Origin of the sequence: Janthinobacterium paucivorans, from assembly GCF_051380805.1 — a bacterium.
Taxonomy (GTDB): Bacteria; Pseudomonadota; Gammaproteobacteria; order Burkholderiales; family Burkholderiaceae_D; genus Janthinobacterium; species Janthinobacterium lividum_D.
Genome location: NZ_JBNYXR010000019.1, coordinates 1 through 17,081 on the forward strand (window position 1 = coordinate 1; position 17,081 = coordinate 17,081).

The 17,081-nt window shown below is 61.3% G+C and carries 17 protein-coding genes; 3 read left to right on the top strand and 14 right to left on the bottom strand.

Translation table 11 applies throughout. From position 1 onward, the window contains the following. Positions 1 to 152: 152 nt before the first annotated feature. From ACQ4V8_RS19490 to miaB, 11 genes are all read right to left on the bottom strand, one after another. Positions 153 to 1,094: a M48 family metallopeptidase gene (locus tag ACQ4V8_RS19490; RefSeq protein WP_070346241.1), complete on the bottom strand. Its 942-nt coding sequence runs from the start codon at positions 1,092 to 1,094 to the stop codon at positions 153 to 155. A gap of 44 nt (positions 1,095 to 1,138) precedes the next feature. Then, the gene (locus ACQ4V8_RS19495; RefSeq protein ID WP_436572031.1) at positions 1,139 to 1,840 is read right to left on the bottom strand and encodes a lysophospholipid acyltransferase family protein; all 702 of its coding nucleotides are present in this window, start codon (positions 1,838 to 1,840) and stop codon (positions 1,139 to 1,141) included. Between the two features lie 55 nt (positions 1,841 to 1,895). After that, the gene (gene gmhB / locus ACQ4V8_RS19500) at positions 1,896 to 2,483 is read right to left on the bottom strand and encodes a D-glycero-beta-D-manno-heptose 1,7-bisphosphate 7-phosphatase (RefSeq protein WP_010401269.1); all 588 of its coding nucleotides are present in this window, start codon (positions 2,481 to 2,483) and stop codon (positions 1,896 to 1,898) included. Then, complete coding sequence (gene glyS / locus ACQ4V8_RS19505) at positions 2,483 to 4,585, bottom strand: glycine--tRNA ligase subunit beta (protein WP_436572032.1); 2,103 nt, start codon at positions 4,583 to 4,585, stop codon at positions 2,483 to 2,485. Before glyS ends, gmhB begins: the two co-directional genes overlap by 1 nt. Positions 4,586 to 4,624: 39 nt before the next feature. Further along, entirely contained in the window at positions 4,625 to 5,557 is a 933-nt protein-coding gene (gene glyQ / locus ACQ4V8_RS19510; RefSeq protein WP_010401266.1) for a glycine--tRNA ligase subunit alpha, read from the bottom strand. A gap of 107 nt (positions 5,558 to 5,664) precedes the next feature. Next, positions 5,665 to 7,230 carry an apolipoprotein N-acyltransferase gene (lnt, locus tag ACQ4V8_RS19515; RefSeq protein ID WP_436572033.1) on the bottom strand — a complete coding sequence of 522 codons (1,566 nt, stop codon included), beginning with the start codon at positions 7,228 to 7,230 and terminating at the stop codon, positions 5,665 to 5,667. Positions 7,231 to 7,309: 79 nt separating this feature from the next. Further along, entirely contained in the window at positions 7,310 to 8,188 is an 879-nt protein-coding gene (locus tag ACQ4V8_RS19520; protein WP_029496660.1) for a CorC family transporter, read from the bottom strand. A gap of 117 nt (positions 8,189 to 8,305) precedes the next feature. After that, on the bottom strand, positions 8,306 to 8,728 hold the full coding sequence (locus ACQ4V8_RS19525; protein ID WP_436572034.1) for a DUF4259 domain-containing protein: 423 nt from the start codon (positions 8,726 to 8,728) through the stop codon (positions 8,306 to 8,308). A 4-nt stretch (positions 8,729 to 8,732) separates the two neighbouring features. After that, positions 8,733 to 9,197: an rRNA maturation RNase YbeY gene (gene ybeY, locus ACQ4V8_RS19530; RefSeq protein WP_010401260.1), complete on the bottom strand. Its 465-nt coding sequence runs from the start codon at positions 9,195 to 9,197 to the stop codon at positions 8,733 to 8,735. Continuing rightward, positions 9,181 to 10,245, bottom strand: coding sequence for a PhoH family protein (locus tag ACQ4V8_RS19535; RefSeq protein ID WP_010401257.1), 1,065 nt, complete (start codon positions 10,243 to 10,245; stop codon positions 9,181 to 9,183). The genes ybeY and ACQ4V8_RS19535 overlap by 17 nt, the downstream gene beginning before the upstream one ends. Beyond that, positions 10,242 to 11,609 (bottom strand): tRNA (N6-isopentenyl adenosine(37)-C2)-methylthiotransferase MiaB, encoded by a 1,368-nt coding sequence (gene miaB / locus ACQ4V8_RS19540; RefSeq protein WP_436572035.1) that lies wholly within the window; start codon positions 11,607 to 11,609, stop codon positions 10,242 to 10,244. Before miaB ends, ACQ4V8_RS19535 begins: the two co-directional genes overlap by 4 nt. Before the next feature lie 716 nt (positions 11,610 to 12,325). On the opposite strand from miaB, the gene ACQ4V8_RS19545 reads away from it, so the two are divergent. After that, a complete protein-coding gene (locus tag ACQ4V8_RS19545; protein WP_010401254.1) occupies positions 12,326 to 12,652 on the top strand; it encodes a hypothetical protein in 327 nt (108 codons plus the stop codon). Positions 12,653 to 12,814: 162 nt separating this feature from the next. On the opposite strand, the gene ACQ4V8_RS19550 is transcribed toward ACQ4V8_RS19545, so the two are convergent. Beyond that, positions 12,815 to 13,660: an HDOD domain-containing protein gene (locus tag ACQ4V8_RS19550; protein ID WP_010401252.1), complete on the bottom strand. Its 846-nt coding sequence runs from the start codon at positions 13,658 to 13,660 to the stop codon at positions 12,815 to 12,817. Further along, positions 13,657 to 13,995 (bottom strand): hypothetical protein, encoded by a 339-nt coding sequence (locus ACQ4V8_RS19555; protein WP_029496659.1) that lies wholly within the window; start codon positions 13,993 to 13,995, stop codon positions 13,657 to 13,659. The genes ACQ4V8_RS19550 and ACQ4V8_RS19555 overlap by 4 nt, the downstream gene beginning before the upstream one ends. 206 nt (positions 13,996 to 14,201) lie before the next feature. Here ACQ4V8_RS19555 and ACQ4V8_RS19560 point away from each other — a divergent pair, with 206 nt between their 5' ends. Both ACQ4V8_RS19560 and ACQ4V8_RS19565 read left to right on the top strand, forming a co-directional pair. Beyond that, positions 14,202 to 15,767: a sensor histidine kinase gene (locus ACQ4V8_RS19560; RefSeq protein WP_010401246.1), complete on the top strand. Its 1,566-nt coding sequence runs from the start codon at positions 14,202 to 14,204 to the stop codon at positions 15,765 to 15,767. A gap of 15 nt (positions 15,768 to 15,782) precedes the next feature. Further along, complete coding sequence (locus ACQ4V8_RS19565) at positions 15,783 to 16,370, top strand: DUF1697 domain-containing protein (protein ID WP_436572036.1); 588 nt, start codon at positions 15,783 to 15,785, stop codon at positions 16,368 to 16,370. Between the two features lie 145 nt (positions 16,371 to 16,515). Here the strand turns inward: ACQ4V8_RS19565 and ACQ4V8_RS19570 are convergent, their stop codons facing one another. Beyond that, positions 16,516 to 16,929, bottom strand: coding sequence for a hypothetical protein (locus tag ACQ4V8_RS19570; RefSeq protein WP_128089146.1), 414 nt, complete (start codon positions 16,927 to 16,929; stop codon positions 16,516 to 16,518). Positions 16,930 to 17,081: the final 152 nt, after the last annotated feature.

Here is a 17,081-nt window from a genome sequence, read left to right on the forward strand (position 1 = left end):
GGATACAGCATCCAGTTACCCGGTCTTGATATGCCTACCAAGATTTTGACAGCGGTCGATACCGTTCGCAATATCACGAACGGCATGAAGGGAATAATACAAGGTCGGATTAGCGCGCTAGCGCGTAATCCGACAGCCGCCAACAATATTGTCTACGCGAACAAAACGGGCAATTCCTGCGAGCGCTTTCTCAGCGCCTGCTTGGCGCCATCGTAATCGGGATAGATCGATTCCACGGTGGCCCAGAAGCGGGGGCTATGGTTCATTTCCAGCAGGTGCGACAGTTCATGCGCCACCACGTAGTCGATCAGCGGCAGGGCGAAGTGGATCAGGCGCCAGTTCAGGCGGATCTTGCGCTCGATGGTGCAGCTGCCCCAGCGCGTACCGGCCGAGGATAGCGATAATGAATCGTAGCGCACACCGAGCTTGTCCGCATACAGGTCCAGCCGCGCTTCGAACAACTGGCGCGCTTCATGCTGGAACCAGCCCTTCACTTTTTCCTTCAACTGTTGTTCGCTGCCCGTGGGTGTGACCCAGACGTGCAGCTCATTGGTCTCGCGCTGGAAGCTGGCGCGGTGGCGCGGTGCCTGGTGCAAGCGCAATGTGATCTCGCCACCGAGGTAGGGCAGTACGGCGCCATCGATCCATGCTACGGGTGGGCGTTGCTGGCGCTGCACCTTGCGCTCGCCCCTTTCCAGCAGCTTCGAGACGATCCAGCTTTGCTTGGCGCGGATGGCATTGTCGATCTCGGACAGGGTGACGCGCTTGGGCGCGGTGACGCGCAAGCCGTTATCGTCGATCATGAAGCCGATGGAACGGCGCGTGGAGCGGCGCAGGGCGAATTCGATCAGGTGGCTGCCCAGTTGCAACTGGCGCAGCACAGGGCCATCGACAGTGCGTGGCGGGGAAGGCAGATGAGGTGAGGAAGGAAGCGCGACAGGTGACACGGGCACTGCCGGCCACGTTCGATGCTGAAGCGGTGGCGCCACGGGCGGCGCCGGCGGTGCCGTGGGGCGCACCACCGGGGGCGTGCTGGTCGAGACGTCGTGCGCGAACAAATCCAGTTGCTGGTCGCCGACCTTGATGGTCTTCATCTGCTGGCGCAGGGTCGGCTCCTGGATGACCGCGCTGATGCCGTCTAGCCAGCGTTGTAGGCGTGAGGCGAAATGACGCGCATTTCTGATTCTATCCAATTTTCCACCTGTTGCATCATGCTGTCCGGGGTTTGCCCTTCCGGCGAAATCGGTTTGCCTATCGACACGGTGATCAATCCCGGACGTTTGAGAAATGACTGCTTGGGCCAGCATTCGCCTGAATTATGTGCAATCGGCACCACCACGGAGCCCGTGGCGATTGCCAGACGCGTGCCGCCGCTCTTGTACTTGCCGGCCTGGCCTACCGGAATGCGGGTGCCTTCGGGGAACATGATAATCCATTGGCCATCGGCCAGGCGACGTTTGCCATGCGCGACCACGCTCTTGAAGGCATGTTTGCCCTGCTTGCGGTCGATGGGAATCATGCGCAGCAGCGCCATGGCCCAGCCGAAAAAGGGGATGTACAGGATTTCCTTCTTGAATACATACACCAGCGGACGGGGCAGGCTGGGCAGCAAGAAGATGGTTTCCCAGGCCGACTGGTGCTTTGACAGCACGATGGCCGGTGCATCCGGGAAGTTCTCGGCGCCTTTGATTTCATAGCGGATGCCGCAGATGACCTTGGCGCACCAGAGGATAAACACGTTCCAGCGCGAGGTGACCCAATAGCGCTTGTTGTAGCTCAATGGTGCTGCAAAAAAGCACACGCAGGCCCAGACGATGGTGGCTAGGATCATGATGCTCATGAATAGCAGGGATCGCAGGAACAGGGAAATATTACGCAATGCGGTTCTCCGAAAATTAGATACTGAATGCCATGGAGGGCGCTGGCGCCGCTGCTGCCTTGAGCAGGTGGCTGACCACAGCGGCCAGGTCGGGGAAGACCTGGGTGCCAGGTGGCAGGCCACCCGTTTCATTGGTTTTTTCGCCCTTGCCCGTCAAGACTAGGTAGGGCACGCAGCCGCTGATGAAACCGGCTTGCAGGTCGCGCAGCGAATCGCCAACCGTGGGCACGCCTTTCAGGCTGGTGTTGTAGCGCTTCGAGATTTCATGGAACATGCCCGGTTTCGGCTTGCGGCAGTCGCAATTGTCCGCGCCCGCGTGCGGGCAAAAGAAGATGGAGTCGATATCGGCGCCCACTTGCTGCGCCATGGTATGCATCTTCTGATGGATCGCGTTCAGCACCGTCATGTCGAAGTACTCGCGCGCGATGCCCGACTGGTTCGAGGCGACGATAACGCGATAGCCGGCCTGGTTCAGGCGGGCTATCGCTTCGAGCGAAGCGGGAATCGGCTGCCATTCGGCTGGCGACTTGATGAAGTCCGGCGAATCATGATTAATGACGCCGTCACGGTCGAGAATAATCAGTTTCAGCGCCGCAGTGCCCATTATGCCGCCAGCTTGGAAATGTCGGCCACGCGGTTCATCATGCCGTGCAGCGACGACAGCAAGGCCAGGCGGTTGTTGCGCAGGGCGACATCCTCGGCCATCACCATCACGTCGTTGAAGAAGCCATCGACGTCGTCGCGCAGCTGCGCCAGCGTTTGCAGGGTGCTGGTGAAGTCGCCCTTGGCAAAGGCCGCGTCGACTTCCGGCTGCACGCGCGAGACGGCTGCGGCGAGTTTTTTCTCCGCTTCGTCTTGCAGCAGGGCCACGTTCACGCCACCGGCGGCGACCTGGTTGACGGCTTCCTCATTCTTTTTCAGGATGTTGGTGATGCGCTTGTTGGCGGCGGCCAGCGAGGCGCTTTCGGGCAGGGCGGCAAACGCCTGCACCGCTTCCAGGCGCTGCACGATGTCGTCCAGGCGGTCTGGATTTTGCGCCACGACGGCTTCGATTTCATTTGGCGAGAAACCGCGTTCACGCAGGATGCCGCGCAGGCGGTCGAGCATGAAGATAGTGACGTCCGCCACCGGGTCCTTGAAGCCAGCGATGGTGGAAAATTGCGCGGCAGCGTCAGCCAGCAAGCCCTGGATCGACAGCGGCAAACGTTTTTCCAGCAGCATGCGCAGCACGCCCAGGGCGTGGCGGCGCAGCGCGAACGGGTCCTTGTCGCCTGTGGGTGCCAGGCCGATAGCCCAGATGCCAACCAGGGTTTCGAGCTTGTCGGCCAGGGCCACGGCGGTGCCGGTGGCGCTCGACGGCAGGTTGTCGCCGGCAAAGCGCGGCTGGTAGTGTTCGGAAGCGGCCAGTGCCACGTCTTCCGGCTCGCCGTCATGGCGCGCGTAATACGTACCCATGATGCCTTGCAGTTCCGGGAACTCGCCCACCATGTCGGTCAGCAGATCGGCCTTGGCCAGCAGGGCGCCGCGTTCGGCCAGTGTCACGTCGTAGCCCAGCTTGGCGGCGATGGCGCCGGCCAGCGACTTGACGCGCTCTGTGCGTGCCGCTTGCGTGCCCAGCTTGTTGTGGTAGACCACGTTGGCTAGCAGCGGCAAACGCGATGCCAGGGTTTTTTTCTTGTCTTGCTCGAAGAAGAACTTGGCGTCCGACAGGCGCGGGCGCACGACGCGCTCGTTACCGCCGATGATGTGTTCTGGCGTGTCCGTCTCGATGTTCGAGACGATCAAAAAGCGCGAGCGCAGCTTGCCTTCGCTATCGGTCAGCGCGAAATACTTCTGGTTCGTCTGCATGGTGAGGATCAGGCATTCCTGCGGCACGGCCAGGAATTCTTCCTCGAAATGGCATTCATACACGACTGGCCATTCGACCAGCGCGGTCACTTCGTCGAGCAGCGCTTCGGGCATCAGCACCTGGTCGGCGCCTGCCTTGTCCAGCAACTGGGCGCGAATGCGCTCCTTGCGTTCCTCGTTGCTGGCGATGACGCTGGCGTTGAGGATCAGGGCAGCTGCATAGTTTTCCGCGTGCGCGATGGTGATAGCCTTGCCGTCGGTGAGGAAGCGGTGGCCCAAGGTGCTGCGGCCAGCCGTCAATCCCAGCAGGGTCAAAGGCAGCACGTTGATGCCGTGCAGGGCGATCAGGCTGTGGGCTGGGCGCACGAATTGCACGCTCGTGCCGTCCGGGCGCTGATAGCTCATCAGTTTTGGAATCGGCAGCTTGGCAGCAGACTCGTTCAATGCTGCTTGCGCACCGGTGGCCAGTTCGCTGCCCGCTGCCGTATAGGTGTAGAAGAAGCTTTCTGCCTTGCCGTCGGCGGCGCGTTCCAGTTCGGCCAGCGTCAGTTCGGGGAAGCCCAGTGCAGCCAGTTTCTTGGCCAGCGGCGGCGTGCCGTTGCCATTCGCGTCCAGCGCCACGGAGACGGGCAGGATTTTTTCGCGGATGGATTTATCGGGCGACACTTCGCGCACGTTGGTGATGGAGACGGCCAGGCGGCGTGGCGAGGCATAGCTGGTAGCGACGCTGTCGGCTTCCAGGAAGTCGCGCGCTTTGAGGCCATTGACGATGCCGGCGGTGAAGGCGGCGCCCAGTTTGGCCAGCGCTTTCGGCGGCAGTTCTTCGGTCAGCAGTTCGATGAGCAGTGTTTGGTTCATGGTGTTCTTGTCTGGTACGGCGGTGTATAGGCTGGGCAATCAAGCGGCGGCGGGTTGGTCTGCGGCGGGCAGCATCGGGAAACCGAGGCGCTCGCGCGAGTCGTAATACGCTTGCGCCACCAGGCGCGACAGGGTGCGCACGCGGCCGATATAGGCGGCGCGTTCCGTCACCGAGATGGCGCCACGCGCGTCGAGCATATTGAAGCTGTGCGAGGCCTTCATGATTTTCTCGTAGGCCGGCAGTGTCAGTTGCAGTTCGATCAAGCGCTTCGCTTCCGCTTCGTAGTTGCTGAACTGTTCGAACAGCAAGTCGGTATTTGCGTGCTCGAAGTTGTAAGTCGATTGCTCGACTTCGTTCTGGTGGAAGACATCGCCGTAGGTCAGCTTCTTGGTCACCGTTTCGCCGGCTGCGCCCTTTTCTTCCCACTCGGTCCACACTAGGTCATATACGTTTTCCACGCCTTGCAAATACATGGCCAGGCGTTCGATGCCGTAGGTGATCTCGCCCAGCACGGGCTTGCAATCGAGGCCGCCGACCTGCTGGAAGTAGGTAAATTGGGTCACTTCCATGCCGTTCAGCCAGACTTCCCAGCCCAGGCCCCAGGCGCCCAGCGTCGGGCTTTCCCAGTCGTCTTCGACGAAGCGCACGTCATTTTGCTGCAAGTCCAGGCCCAAGGCGGCCAGCGAACCCAGATACAGGTCGAGGATGTTTTCCGGCGCCGGCTTCAATACCACCTGGTACTGGTAGTAGTGCTGCATGCGGTTCGGGTTTTCGCCATAGCGGCCATCTTTCGGGCGGCGCGATGGCTGCACATAGGCGGCGCGCCATGGTTCCGGTCCGATCGCGCGCAGGAAGGTGCCGGTGTGGAAGGTGCCGGCGCCGACTTCCATGTCGTAAGGCTGGAGCAGGGCGCAACCTTGCTTGTCCCAATAGGTTTGCAAGGTCAGGATAATTTGTTGAAATGTGAGCATCGTATGAGTTCGCCGCGCGCGAGGCTGCGCTTTGTTATGGGTTGCTTGAAGCCCGCACGCTGCTGACAAGCGCGTCCGGGCCGGAGTTTTGCTAATTTTAGCGGTTTTTACGGGCCCACTGTGACTCTTCGGGCAATATCGGCCGCTGATTGCTGCGCGGCGCGGTCACGACGGGCAGCGCGAGCGCGCAGGAAGGCCGTCAGCAGTGCCAGCGCGGTCAGCGCCAGCAGCAGTTTATTGCCATACAAAATGTATGGCGTCATGCCGCCCATGCCTTGCACCTTGGCCACCAGGGTGGCTTGCTGCTCCGGCGGCAACAGGCTTTGCACGATGCCCTTGCCGTCGATCACGGCGGTGGCACCCGTGTTCGTCGAGCGCAGCATGGGGCGCCCCGTTTCCAGGCTGCGCATCTGCGAAATCTGCAGATGCTGCGGGATGGCGATCGAGTCGCCAAACCAGGCCAGGTTCGACATATTGAGCAGCACCGACGCCGACTGCTTGCCATTGCGGTGGGCGCTGGCCAGCTGTCCCGCGATTTCTTCGCCAAACAGGTCTTCGTAGCAGATATTCGGCAGCACCAGCTGGTCGCGCACCTGGAGCGGCGCCTGCACCTCGGCGCCGCGGCCCATGTCGCCCAGCGGGATGGCCATCATGGCGACAAACCAGTGCAGGCCGGGCGGCACGAACTCGCCGAACGGGACCAAATGGTGCTTGCGGTACTGGTAGTAAGGGCCTGTCGCGCTGTTGGGCGTGATGCCCAGTGCCGTATTGTAGAAGCGCTGCTGTTCGTCGAGCACCGGCATGCCGAGCAAAATCGTGCTGCCCGTCTGCTGCGCGTAAGCGCTCAGGCTATCGAGGTAGCCCGGTGGCAGCTGGTGCGGCAGCACGGTAACGGCTGTTTCCGGCGTGGCGATCAGGTCTGCCGGCGCGCTGGTGATGGCACTCTGGTACATCTGCAGGGCGCCGAGGACGAAGCCGGGATCGAATTTCTGCTGCTGCGGCACATTGCCCTGCAACAGGCGTAGCGTGATCGGACGCCCGATTGGATGTGTCCAGTTGAAGTACTGCAGGCCAAGGCCGGCCGTGTACAGCGCGATCAGGCCGGCCAGCGCGCTCCAGCGCGTGCGGCGCAGCGGGTGGACTAGCAAGAGCAGGGCGCCCGCGGACAGCGCCGCCAGCCAGCCCAGGCCATACGCACCGAGGATGGGGGCAAAGCCGGCCAGCGGGCTGGCATTGTGGGCGTAGCCGGTAGCGAGCCACGGAAAGCCGGTAAATAGCCAGCCGCGCGTCCATTCGAACAGGGTCCACAGCGAAGGCAAGATCAACAGCGTCATTGTCGGCAGCGAAAGGACCCAGCGCTGGCGCAGCCAGGCGGCCGCACCCATCGCCAGCGCCACGTAGATGGCCATCAAGAGTGCCAGCAGGGCCACGGCGATGGCCGCCAGCGGCGCGGCCATGTCGCCATAGCGGTGCATGGAGATGTATAACCAGTGGGTGCCGGCCGCGCACCAGCCAAAGCCGTAGGCCCAGCCGATCAGCGCGCCGCTCTTGACGTTCGCGGCGCGCAGCACCTGGTAGAACAGCACGCCCAGGCTGAAGATTTGCAGCGGCCAGTAGCCGAAAGGGGCGAACGCCAGCACCGCGCCGGCGCCGGCGATGGCGGCAGTGAGCATGCGCGCCCATGTGCTGCGCGGCGGTTTGGCGGGAGCGTTGGGATCTGAGCGTCTGAAACGCATTTACAGCACGCGCATGTCAGAGTTCCAGTTCCGGTACGTTGGGCAGGCGCTCGATGAGCAGCACGTGCACCTGGCGCGCATCGGCGCGCAGCACCTCGAAGCGCAAATTGCCGAGGTCAAAAATATCGCCCTTGTGCGCCATGCGACCCAGGTACTTCGAGACCAGGCCGCCTATGGTGTCGACATCGTCGTCCACCAGGTGGCTGCCCACTTCTTCGTTGAATTGTTCGATCTCGGTGAGCGCCTTGACGCGCCAGCGCGGGCCGAACTGGCCTTCCTTGAGCGAGAGGATGTTGTCCTCGGCTTCATCGAAGTCGTATTCGTCCTCGATATCGCCGACGATCTGTTCCAGCACGTCTTCGATGGTGATCAGGCCGGCGACGCCGCTGTATTCATCAACGACGATGGCCATGTGGTTGTGATTGGCGCGGAAATCGCGCAGCAGCACATTCAGGCGTTTCGATTCGGGGATGAAGATGGCGGGGCGCAGCATGTCGCGCACGTCGAAAGTCTCTTCTGCGTAGTAACGCAGCAAGTCTTTCGCCAGCAGGATGCCGATGACCTTGTCGCGCTCGCCTTCGATCGCGGGGAAGCGCGAGTGGGCGGTCGACAGGACTTCCGGCATCCATTCCTCGATCGGCTTGCTGATGTCGATGACATCCATTTGCGAGCGGGGAATCATGATGTCGCGCGCACAGAGATCCGACACCTGGAACACGCCCTCGATCATCGACAGGGCGTCGGCGTCGATCAGCTTGCGTTCATGCGCATCGTGTAGAACATCGAGCAATTCTGCACGGTTCTCTGGCTCGGGGGAAATGAGTGCGGTCAGGCGTTCAAACAGTGACCGGTGGGGCTTGACGTCAGTTTTGACGCCACTAGGGTGCTCGGGCATAGGAGGCGTGAGCCGTTGTTGCGAAGGGATATAGGATACACCAAAAGCAGAGCTTTACCGGATTTCCCCGCTTTTGATGCAAATTTAATACGTTGAAGTGCGCCGTTGCGCGATCTTTTACGCCGTTTCCTGGCCCAGCACACGGCCGCGCAAGTGCGCCACGTCCGCCTGCCAGTCGGCGAAATGTTCGCTTTCCTGCCACAGCTGACGCAGTTCCGACGGCTCGGCCACGATCTTGTCGAACGCCAGGCGCGCCTTTTCCAGCAGCGGCGGCGTGACTTTCTTCTTGCAGGCGGCTACCCATTCATCCACTTCGGCTGTGGCCGGGTCGTCTTCGCCCGGCTTGCCCAGGAGGCGCGCCATCACTTCCAGTGCGGCCAGCGCCTCGGCGGCGAACGGCGCTTCCAGTTCGGCTTCCTGGCTGTCGATGACGTTATCGAGCGTGGTATCGAGTAGTTCCAAGGTTTTGTATTCGTGCAAGTCTTGCGCCCAATCCATGGCGTAGTCGTTGCCGAAGGCATCTAGCGCCCATGTGCCCATGTGCTTACTCCTTGTATGGGTCGGTAATGCCGAGTTTCGCGAGGATTTCTGTTTCCAGTGCCTCCATCTCGGCTGCTTCCTCGTCACCCATGTGGTCGTAGCCCTGCGCATGCAGCACGCCGTGCACGATCAAATGGGCCGTGTGCTCTTCCACGCTTTTCTTTTGTTCCGCCGCTTCCTTTTCCAGAACGTCCGTGCACAGGATGATGTCGGCGCGCGTCGGCTCGTCGTCATGCAACTCTTCGCCTTCGTTATAGGCGAAGGTCAGCACGTTGGTGGCGTAGTCCTTTTCGCGGTAGTCGCGGTTCAGGCTACGGCCTTCTTCGGCGTCGACGAAGCGGATGGTCAATTCGGCCGGAGCGAACAGTGCTGCCTTGACCCAGCGGCGTATCTTGGGCCGCGTGATCAGCGTTTCCAGGCGCGTATCCGGGTATTGTACGGACAGTGAGAGTTTATTTTTTTCGGACATTTTTGGCACTAGCGGGTGTGATCAGGGGAAGTAACTGGGCGGCGTTGGCGCCGCCCGCCTGCGCCATTTCATAGGCGTCGACGATGCGGGCGACGAGTGGATGGCGCACCACGTCGGTACTGTTAAATTGCGTAAAGCCGATGCCACGCACGTCTTTCAGCACCTGCACGGCGTCGATCAGGCCACTCGTCTGGCTCTTGTGCAGGTCGACTTGCGTCACGTCGCCCGTTACCACGGCCTTGCTGCCAAAGCCGATGCGCGTCAGGAACATCTTCATCTGCTCGACAGTGGTGTTTTGCGCCTCATCGAGGATGACGAAGGCGTGGTTCAGGGTGCGCCCGCGCATATAGGCCAGCGGGGCGACCTCGATCACCTGTTTTTCAAACAGTTTTTGCGTACGGTCAAAGCCCAGCAAATCGTACAGCGCGTCGTACAGCGGGCGCAGGTAAGGGTCGACCTTTTGCGCCAGGTCGCCCGGCAGGAAGCCCAGGCGCTCGCCTGCTTCGACGGCGGGACGCGTCAGGATGATGCGCTTGACGGCGTCGCGTTCGAGCGCGTCGACGGCGCAGGCGACGGCCAAATAGGTTTTGCCCGTGCCGGCCGGGCCCACGCCGAAGCTGATGTCGTGTTCAAGAATGTCGCGCAGGTAGGCGATCTGGTGGGGCGTGCGCCCGCGCAGGTCGCTGCGTCGCGTTTTCAGCACGGGGCTGGCGATGTCCGGTTCCACGAAGGTGCTGATGGGCGCGTTGGCGTGGTGTTCCGAGGCAGCGGACAGGCCGGCGCGCTGTTCCACCAGCGCCAGCTGCACTTCTTCCAGCGGCACGACCTTGTTGGCGATGGCGTAGAACTGCTCGAGGATTTCCACGGCGCGTTCTGCATTGCTGCCGCCGACGATGAATTTCTCGCCGCGGCGGAAGATCGTCACGTCGAGTGCAGCGGAAATCTGGCGCAGGTTTTCATCGAGTGGTCCGCACAAATTGGCCAGGCGCGTGTTGTCGAGCGGCTCGGGGATGAAGTAATGCGGCTGTATCGGGGCTTTGGTTTTCAACTGGCTCTTTTCAATGCGGGTGCGCTGGCGACGAATTCGCCGCGCAGGGTGTAGGAATGGCTTTCGGTGATGCGCACGTCGACCAGTTGGCCGACCAACTGCAGCGCGTCCGGGCCGGCGTCGAAGTTGACCACGCGGTTGTTCTCCGTGCGCCCTTGCAGCTCGCGATCTATCGTGTCCTTCTTCGAGCGGCCTTCGACGAGGATGGTTTGCACGCTGCCCACCATGGCCAGGCTGTACTTGCGCGTGTTGGCGTCGATGGCTGCCTGCAACTGCTGCAAACGGGCCAGCTTGACTTCATGCGGCGTGTCGTCTTCCAGGCTGGCGGCCGGCGTACCGGGGCGCTTGCTGAAGATAAAGCTGTAGCTATTGTCGAAGCCGACGTCCGCGATCAGCTTCATCATGGCGTCGAAGTCGGCCTGCGTCTCGCCGGGGAAGCCGACGATGAAGTCCGAGGAAATAGCCATCTTCGGGCGCACGGCGCGGATGCGGCGGATGATGGACTTGTATTCGAGGCCCGTGTAGCCGCGCTTCATGGCGCCGAGGATCTTGTCCGAACCATGCTGGGCCGGCAGGTACAAATGGTCGACCAACTGCGGGATCTTGGCATAGGCGTCGATCAGGCGTTGCGTGAATTCCTTCGGGTGGCTGGTGACGAAGCGCATGCGGGCGATGCCGGGGATGTCAGCCACATATTCGAGCAGCAGGGCGAAGTCGGCAATGTCTCCGCCTTCCATCACGCCACGGTAGGCGTTCACGTTCTGGCCCAGCAGGGTAATTTCCTTGACGCCCTGGGCGGCCAGGCCCGCCACTTCCGTCAGCACGTCCTCGAAGCGGCGCGATACTTCCTCGCCGCGCGTGTAGGGTACGACGCAGTAGCTGCAGTATTTGCTGCAGCCTTCCATGATGGAAACGAACGCCGAGGCGCCATCCACCTTGGCCGGCGGCATGTGGTCGAATTTTTCGATTTCCGGGAAGCTGATGTCGACTTGCGAAGCGCCGCTGGCGCGGCGCAGTTCGATCATCTGTGGCAAGCGGTGCAGCGTTTGCGGGCCAAAGACCATGTCGACATAGGGCGCGCGCTTGACGATGGCCTCGCCTTCCTGCGAGGCCACGCAGCCGCCTACGCCGATCAAGAGGTGCGGCTTGGCCAGTTTCAGTTCGCGCAGACGGCCGAGATCGGAAAACACTTTTTCCTGCGCCTTTTCGCGCACGGAGCAGGTGTTGAGCAGGATCACATCGGCATCTTCAGGCGTATCGGTACGCACCAGGCCGTCAGAGGCACCGAGCACGTCGGCCATCTTGTCCGAGTCGTACTCGTTCATTTGGCAGCCGAAGGTTTTAATGAATACTTTTTTCTGCATGGAGTCGTGTGCTTATCGGTAAATGTGGCGGCAAATAAGTGTGGCGGAAATTAAGCCGGGCAGGGGGCTTGCGCCGTGCACCGCTCGGGGCGGGAGGCGGAGCGTGACCGGCTGGGCGCCGCTGGCTGCCCGTGGCAGGCTCGCTGCAAGTTCAGGCCATAGTTTAGCGTAAATCGTCGGGACGGGCCATGCCGCACTGACCTCGCCGACAAGATTGCGGCGTGAACAGGGTGTCCGGTACGGCGTAGCCATTAAGCATTTATTGACCAGCGACACCATTGATTTGTAACAAGTCGCTGCAAATCCTTGCGCGCGACCGCTGGTAGCCTAATGTGTTGAAATGGCATCGTTAACAAGTCAACCAGCAACTTGATTGATATTTAACAATCAGGAAGTTTGCGCGAGGCGCAGATGCGGCGCGTTTGGACTAGTATATTGCTTTATATGCAATTTACTTCGGTGGGTTGCAGGTGCTCGGTGGGTTGCTCGTGCTTTTGCTCACGCGGCAAGCTGCGTACTTTGGCTGGACTGGGCTGCGTGGGTCCTGTGTCGTCAGCGCAGGTAGTGCGGGCATTGCGGGCATTGCAGGCATTGTCATAAGGAGGGAAGGCGGAGGGCCGGCTGAATCGCATGGAAGAACGTTTATTTAAACACTCTAAGCCAGCCTTAAGTTCGTATCGGCATTATTTTCTACATTCACCAGACGAGGAAAAATCATGACACATCATGCATTAGCATCGCAAGAGAGTTACAACCCGAATCACTTGCTGGACATTCTTCTCAACAAGATGCAGCTGAAGAATGATGCAGCGCTGTCGCGCCTGCTTGAAGTGGCACCACCCGTCATCAGCAAGATCCGTCACCACCGCTTGCCGGTCGGCGCCTCGTTGCTGATACGCATGCACGAAGTGACGGGCATGAGTATCCGTGACCTGCGCGACTTGATGGGCGACCGCCGCACCAAGTATCGTCTGTCCGACGCCCAGGGCCGTCCAAAAACGGAAGATCGCAGCGATGCGCAAGAATCGAATTACGCGCACTGATGTGGCGGTGGCACGCTGACTGTGCCGCTCGTGTCACTGCAGGCGGCAACAGGCTGGCGTGGACCGGGCAGCATGGACCGGTAACATGGATACACCGCAGTACCTATAACGGCTTTCGCCTCGCGGCGAGAGCCGTTTGCGTTGATGGCTTTGCCTGCCGAGTCAGCTTAGCAAGGCGGTGGTGATTTCGTCGTAGCGCAGTTCTGTTTCGCGGAAAATTTGCAGATACGTGTCTTCGCCTAGGCCCAACGCCTCCCAGGCTACCGGCGAGACGCGCGGCACCAGGTCGTCGCCTGCCTGCGCCAGGTCGAGCGCACAGACGATGGCATTGGCCACGTGGATCAGCTCTGCCAGGAAGCCTGCCCCCGGCGTTTCCGGCTGCAGGTAGTTGGCCAGCGCCAGGCGCATGGTGTCGGAAAAATTCCAGTGCTCGGCCAGTGCCACGCCAGCCTGCACGTGGTCCACTCCCAGCACGGCCTGCTCCGCTGCGAGCAGGCTGCAATCGTGCGCTGCCTGGTGTGCGATGACTTGCGCGTAGTGCGCGGGAAAGCTGCTGACCAGCACCAGGCGGCCGATGTTATGCAGCAAGCCGGCCGTGAACGCGTAATCCTGGTTGAAGCGCATCTGCCGCGCCAGCACCTTGGCGCAGGCGGCAGTGGCGACCGAATGGCGCCAGAAGGCCTTGTCGTCGAAGCCGGGGCAGCGTCCTTCCGGAAAGCAGCCCGTGATGGCGGCCGAGGTGATCAGGCTGCGCGTGGTCTGGAAGCCAAGGTAGGTGATTGCCTGCTGGATGGTGGTGGCCTTCACTTGCAAGCCATAGTGCGAGGAGTTGGCAAGGCGCAAGGTTTTCGCCGTCAGTGCCTGGTCGTATGATACTTTTTTCGCCAGCACGGAAATATCGACGTCTTCCTGTTCTATGCTGTTGAGTAACTCCATGACGACGGCGGGCAGTGAAGGCAGGTCATCGAGGTGGGCGACGATATCGTCGAGCGTGAGTAAGTTGCTCATGCCGCGTCTCCCTTGCCTAGGCGGTATTGCGTGACATAACTGCGCAGCAAAGTGGTGGCCTTGTCCTCGGGATCGTCCGGGTCATGCTTGCGGAACAGATGGGCTAGCCGGGTGCTGTGGGCCGCTTGCTGTGCGGTAACTTCTTCCGGCGAGGGCGGCGGCACCTGGATCGGCAGCATGTCGATGCCGTGGCGCGGCATCAGGGACAGCATGTTTTCCGTCAGTACCGCGCCTTGCGGCAACAGCACTTGTCCATGTGCGTCGAGCAAGACATCCGACAAGACCATGCCAGGACGCACTTGTTCAAGGGGTAGGTGTTGATGCATGACCGCCATGACGACTCCTTAGATGATTGCAAGATCTTACCATCGCCATGCCGCAATGTCTCAAGCTGCATCAATGCCTCTGAACAAAACTAGCTTGCTGTAAATCTTGCCAATAAGCATGCCATACCGTACATTTGATTCAGGCTGTTGTCTGCTGACGTATCTGTGCCCGCTCCGCGGGCCGGCGGCCCGCCTGGCCCGAGGAGTGTTGATTGATGGTGAGTATCCAAGTCCGGCTGACCCTGCTTTTTGTCGTGATTGTCACCTTGGTGCTGGGTATTTCTGGCAGCTATACCCAATATACGCTGAGCCAGGAACTTGAGTCGGGCAGCGCGCGCCTGCGCAGCGGGGTGCTCACGCGCTTGCAGACCAGCTTGCCTTCCGCCCTGTGGGACCTCGATAAATCCAAGGTCGACAGCATAGTCTCGGCCGAAATGTTGCCGCCGGAACTGCTAGGCATCCGCGTCTACGACGCCTCCGTGGGGCTGTTCGCGGGCGAAGTGCGCGACGCTGCCGGAGCTCTGGTGCCGTTGACTTCCGACGTGGCCATGGGCGGCACGCCTGTCGAGGCGCCGTTGGTGTTCCGCGATGCCGTGGCGGCCACCACGGGTGGCAAACCGGTGATTGTCGGCAAGGTTGTCGTCAATTTCAGCCGCGCGCAGATCGATGCGGCGCTGCGCGGCGAAGTGCGGCGCAAGGTGCTGGAAGTGTTGCTGCTTGACATCATCCTGGTAGGCGCCCTGGCGCTCAGCCTGCGCATCGTTTTCGAGCCACTGAAACAGTTGCGTGATGGCTTGATCGACCTGGCGACGCGCGGCAGTGATGAGGTCGAGGAACTCTCGGAAAACCGGCGCGACGAACTGGGCGACGTGATCCGCGGCTTCAATGCCGTGCAGCGCAAGCTCAAGTCCATCATCGAGGGCAGCCGCGAGGCGGAAGATATGGCGCGCCGCTCGCAGCAGGCAACGGCGCAGGCCATGGACGAGCTGCGCCTGGCGCAGGAATCGTTGCTGCAGTCGGAACGCCTGGCCGCGCTGGGCAGTCTGGTCGCTGGCGTGGCGCATGAAATCAATACCCCCGTTGGCATTGCGCTCACTAGCGCTTCGGTGTTGAAGGAGGCTACCGACCATATCAGCGCAGCGGTGGCCGGTGGCAGCGTGAAGAAAACCGATATCATGCGCTACCTGGAAACGGCCAGCGAAAGCGCGCGGCTGATCATGAACAATGCCTATCGCGCCGCGCACCTGATCCACAGCTTCAAGCAGATTGCCGTCGACCAGGTCAGCGAGGCGCGCCGCATGTTCGAATTGCGCGACTATATCGGGGAAGTGATCTCGAGCCTGCAGCCGACCCTCAAAAAGACGCGCATCAGCATCGATATCGATTGCCCCCCTGAGATCGTGCTCGACAGCTATCCGGGCGCGCTGGCGCAGGTACTGACCAACCTGGTCTTGAACTGTGTCGAGCACGCCTTCGACGCCGATACGGCCGGCAACATCCATATCGGCGTGCGTTGCGAAGGCGAGTGGCTCGTCATGCAGGTACGCGACAATGGACGTGGCATCGCGCCCGACATGCTCGACCGCGTGTTTGACCCGTTTGTCACCACGCGGCGCGGACAGGGCGGCACGGGCCTGGGCTTGAATATCGTATTCAACTTGATTGCCAAGCAGTTTGGCGGCACCATCACGGTCAGCAGCACGCTGGGGCAGGGCGCGACATTCCTGCTGCGCCTGCCTAAGACGACGCCGTTGCCGGAAAACACCAGCAGCCAGGCATAGGCAAGGAGCACAGACATGGCAGAGCTAGAAAACAGTCAGCAAGTGGCGCTTTTGCGTGGGATCAACGTGGGCCGTGCCAAGCGCGTGGCCATGGCCGACCTGCGCAAACTGCTCGGTGAGCTGGGTTTTGCGCAGATACGCACTGTACTCAACAGCGGCAACGTCGTGTATGACGCAGGGGCGCTGGCGCCGGCCGAGGCTGCTGCACGGATCGAGGAAGCGCTGGTGCTGAAACTGGGCGTGGCGGCCCGCGTGACGGTGCTGTCGGCTTGCCAGTTTGCCGAGCTGATCGAACAAAATACGCTGGCGCCGGCGGCCGATGCGGCCCGTCTGCTGACCCTGGTGTTGAACCATCCGGCCGATGTCGAGCGCCTGGCGCCGCTCTTGCAGCGGCCGTGGCAGCCGGAAGCGCTGGCGCTGGGGCGATGGGCCGCGTATGCCTGGTGTCCCGATGGCGTGCTGGCCAGCAAGGTGGTGGCAGCGCTTGGTGTCATGCTGGGCGATGGCGTCACCTCGCGCAACTGGGCGACCATGCAAAAATTAGATGCGCTGCTAAACGGGCCCGATGCGGCGGCCACATCCGCATTTACCAAGCAGCAATGATGCCTGCCATGACAGGTGCATGCGTCGTCAGCATCGCCGCGCAAACCGCGTCTGACACGACCGCGCAGTCGTGCTGGGACACCCGTAGGCAATTGCGCGCAAGGCGAAATTGTTTTTGACAATGGCAGGGGCCGGAAAAACAGGGTCAGCTATCAAATTTCTCCTGTCTTTCAGCGTGCATGCTAAAGGCCAGCAAACCGATTCCCACCAGTAACATCGAGACCATGCTCGCTTCGGGCACGGGCGGCGGCACGTTCGTTTGCTGCACGGCGGGGGACTTGGCGGCTATGGGCAGTGCGTCCTGGCGTGCACCGGCGCTGCGCCAGCGCGGGGCTGTATTGAGCATCGAGGCCCGCGTCAGCAGGCGCGCATACGGCAAGTCTTGTGTTTGCCAGCCGAAATTATCGCTGCTGTTAGTGAAACTGAAACGCTCATCGCTCACGACCTGATCGCTTGCGGCACGCGGTTTGCCCTGGATGTCGGCGCCCGTCGCCGTCGCATTGCCTGCGCTGGCCAACAGCACCAGCATGGCCATGCATAGTGGCTCAAGTATCTTCATCTTGACTCCCTGGTTCACCGCACGGCGCGGCCGACACCGGCCCGCGCCCGGACGGATAATGCGCCTGTACGGGGGCGTATCACGATTTTTCTGATGAGGTCTTATTACAGCACAAATCGTGGTAATTTCGATACTTATATTTGCTCTAAATT

What these genes read in the sequence shown, in the direction of transcription:
- ACQ4V8_RS19490 (WP_070346241.1), bottom strand. Translation starts at nt 1,094, where the DNA reads ATGAAGACCATCAAGGTCGGCGACCAGCAACTGGATTTGTTCGCGCAC.
- ACQ4V8_RS19495 (WP_436572031.1), bottom strand. Translation starts at nt 1,840, where the DNA reads ATGAGCATCATGATCCTAGCCACCATCGTCTGGGCCTGCGTGTGCTTT.
- gmhB (WP_010401269.1), bottom strand. Translation starts at nt 2,483, where the DNA reads ATGGGCACTGCGGCGCTGAAACTGATTATTCTCGACCGTGACGGCGTC.
- glyS (WP_436572032.1), bottom strand. Translation starts at nt 4,585, where the DNA reads ATGAACCAAACACTGCTCATCGAACTGCTGACCGAAGAACTGCCGCCG.
- glyQ (WP_010401266.1), bottom strand. Translation starts at nt 5,557, where the DNA reads ATGCTCACATTTCAACAAATTATCCTGACCTTGCAAACCTATTGGGAC.
- lnt (WP_436572033.1), bottom strand. Translation starts at nt 7,230, where the DNA reads ATGCTCACTGCCGCCATCGCCGGCGCCGGCGCGGTGCTGGCGTTCGCC.
- ACQ4V8_RS19520 (WP_029496660.1), bottom strand. Translation starts at nt 8,188, where the DNA reads ATGCCCGAGCACCCTAGTGGCGTCAAAACTGACGTCAAGCCCCACCGG.
- ACQ4V8_RS19525 (WP_436572034.1), bottom strand. Translation starts at nt 8,728, where the DNA reads ATGGGCACATGGGCGCTAGATGCCTTCGGCAACGACTACGCCATGGAT.
- ybeY (WP_010401260.1), bottom strand. Translation starts at nt 9,197, where the DNA reads ATGTCCGAAAAAAATAAACTCTCACTGTCCGTACAATACCCGGATACG.
- miaB (WP_436572035.1), bottom strand. Translation starts at nt 11,609, where the DNA reads ATGCAGAAAAAAGTATTCATTAAAACCTTCGGCTGCCAAATGAACGAG.
- ACQ4V8_RS19545 (WP_010401254.1), top strand. Translation starts at nt 12,326, where the DNA reads ATGACACATCATGCATTAGCATCGCAAGAGAGTTACAACCCGAATCAC.
- ACQ4V8_RS19550 (WP_010401252.1), bottom strand. Translation starts at nt 13,660, where the DNA reads ATGAGCAACTTACTCACGCTCGACGATATCGTCGCCCACCTCGATGAC.
- ACQ4V8_RS19555 (WP_029496659.1), bottom strand. Translation starts at nt 13,995, where the DNA reads ATGGCGGTCATGCATCAACACCTACCCCTTGAACAAGTGCGTCCTGGC.
- ACQ4V8_RS19560 (WP_010401246.1), top strand. Translation starts at nt 14,202, where the DNA reads ATGGTGAGTATCCAAGTCCGGCTGACCCTGCTTTTTGTCGTGATTGTC.
- ACQ4V8_RS19565 (WP_436572036.1), top strand. Translation starts at nt 15,783, where the DNA reads ATGGCAGAGCTAGAAAACAGTCAGCAAGTGGCGCTTTTGCGTGGGATC.
- ACQ4V8_RS19570 (WP_128089146.1), bottom strand. Translation starts at nt 16,929, where the DNA reads ATGAAGATACTTGAGCCACTATGCATGGCCATGCTGGTGCTGTTGGCC.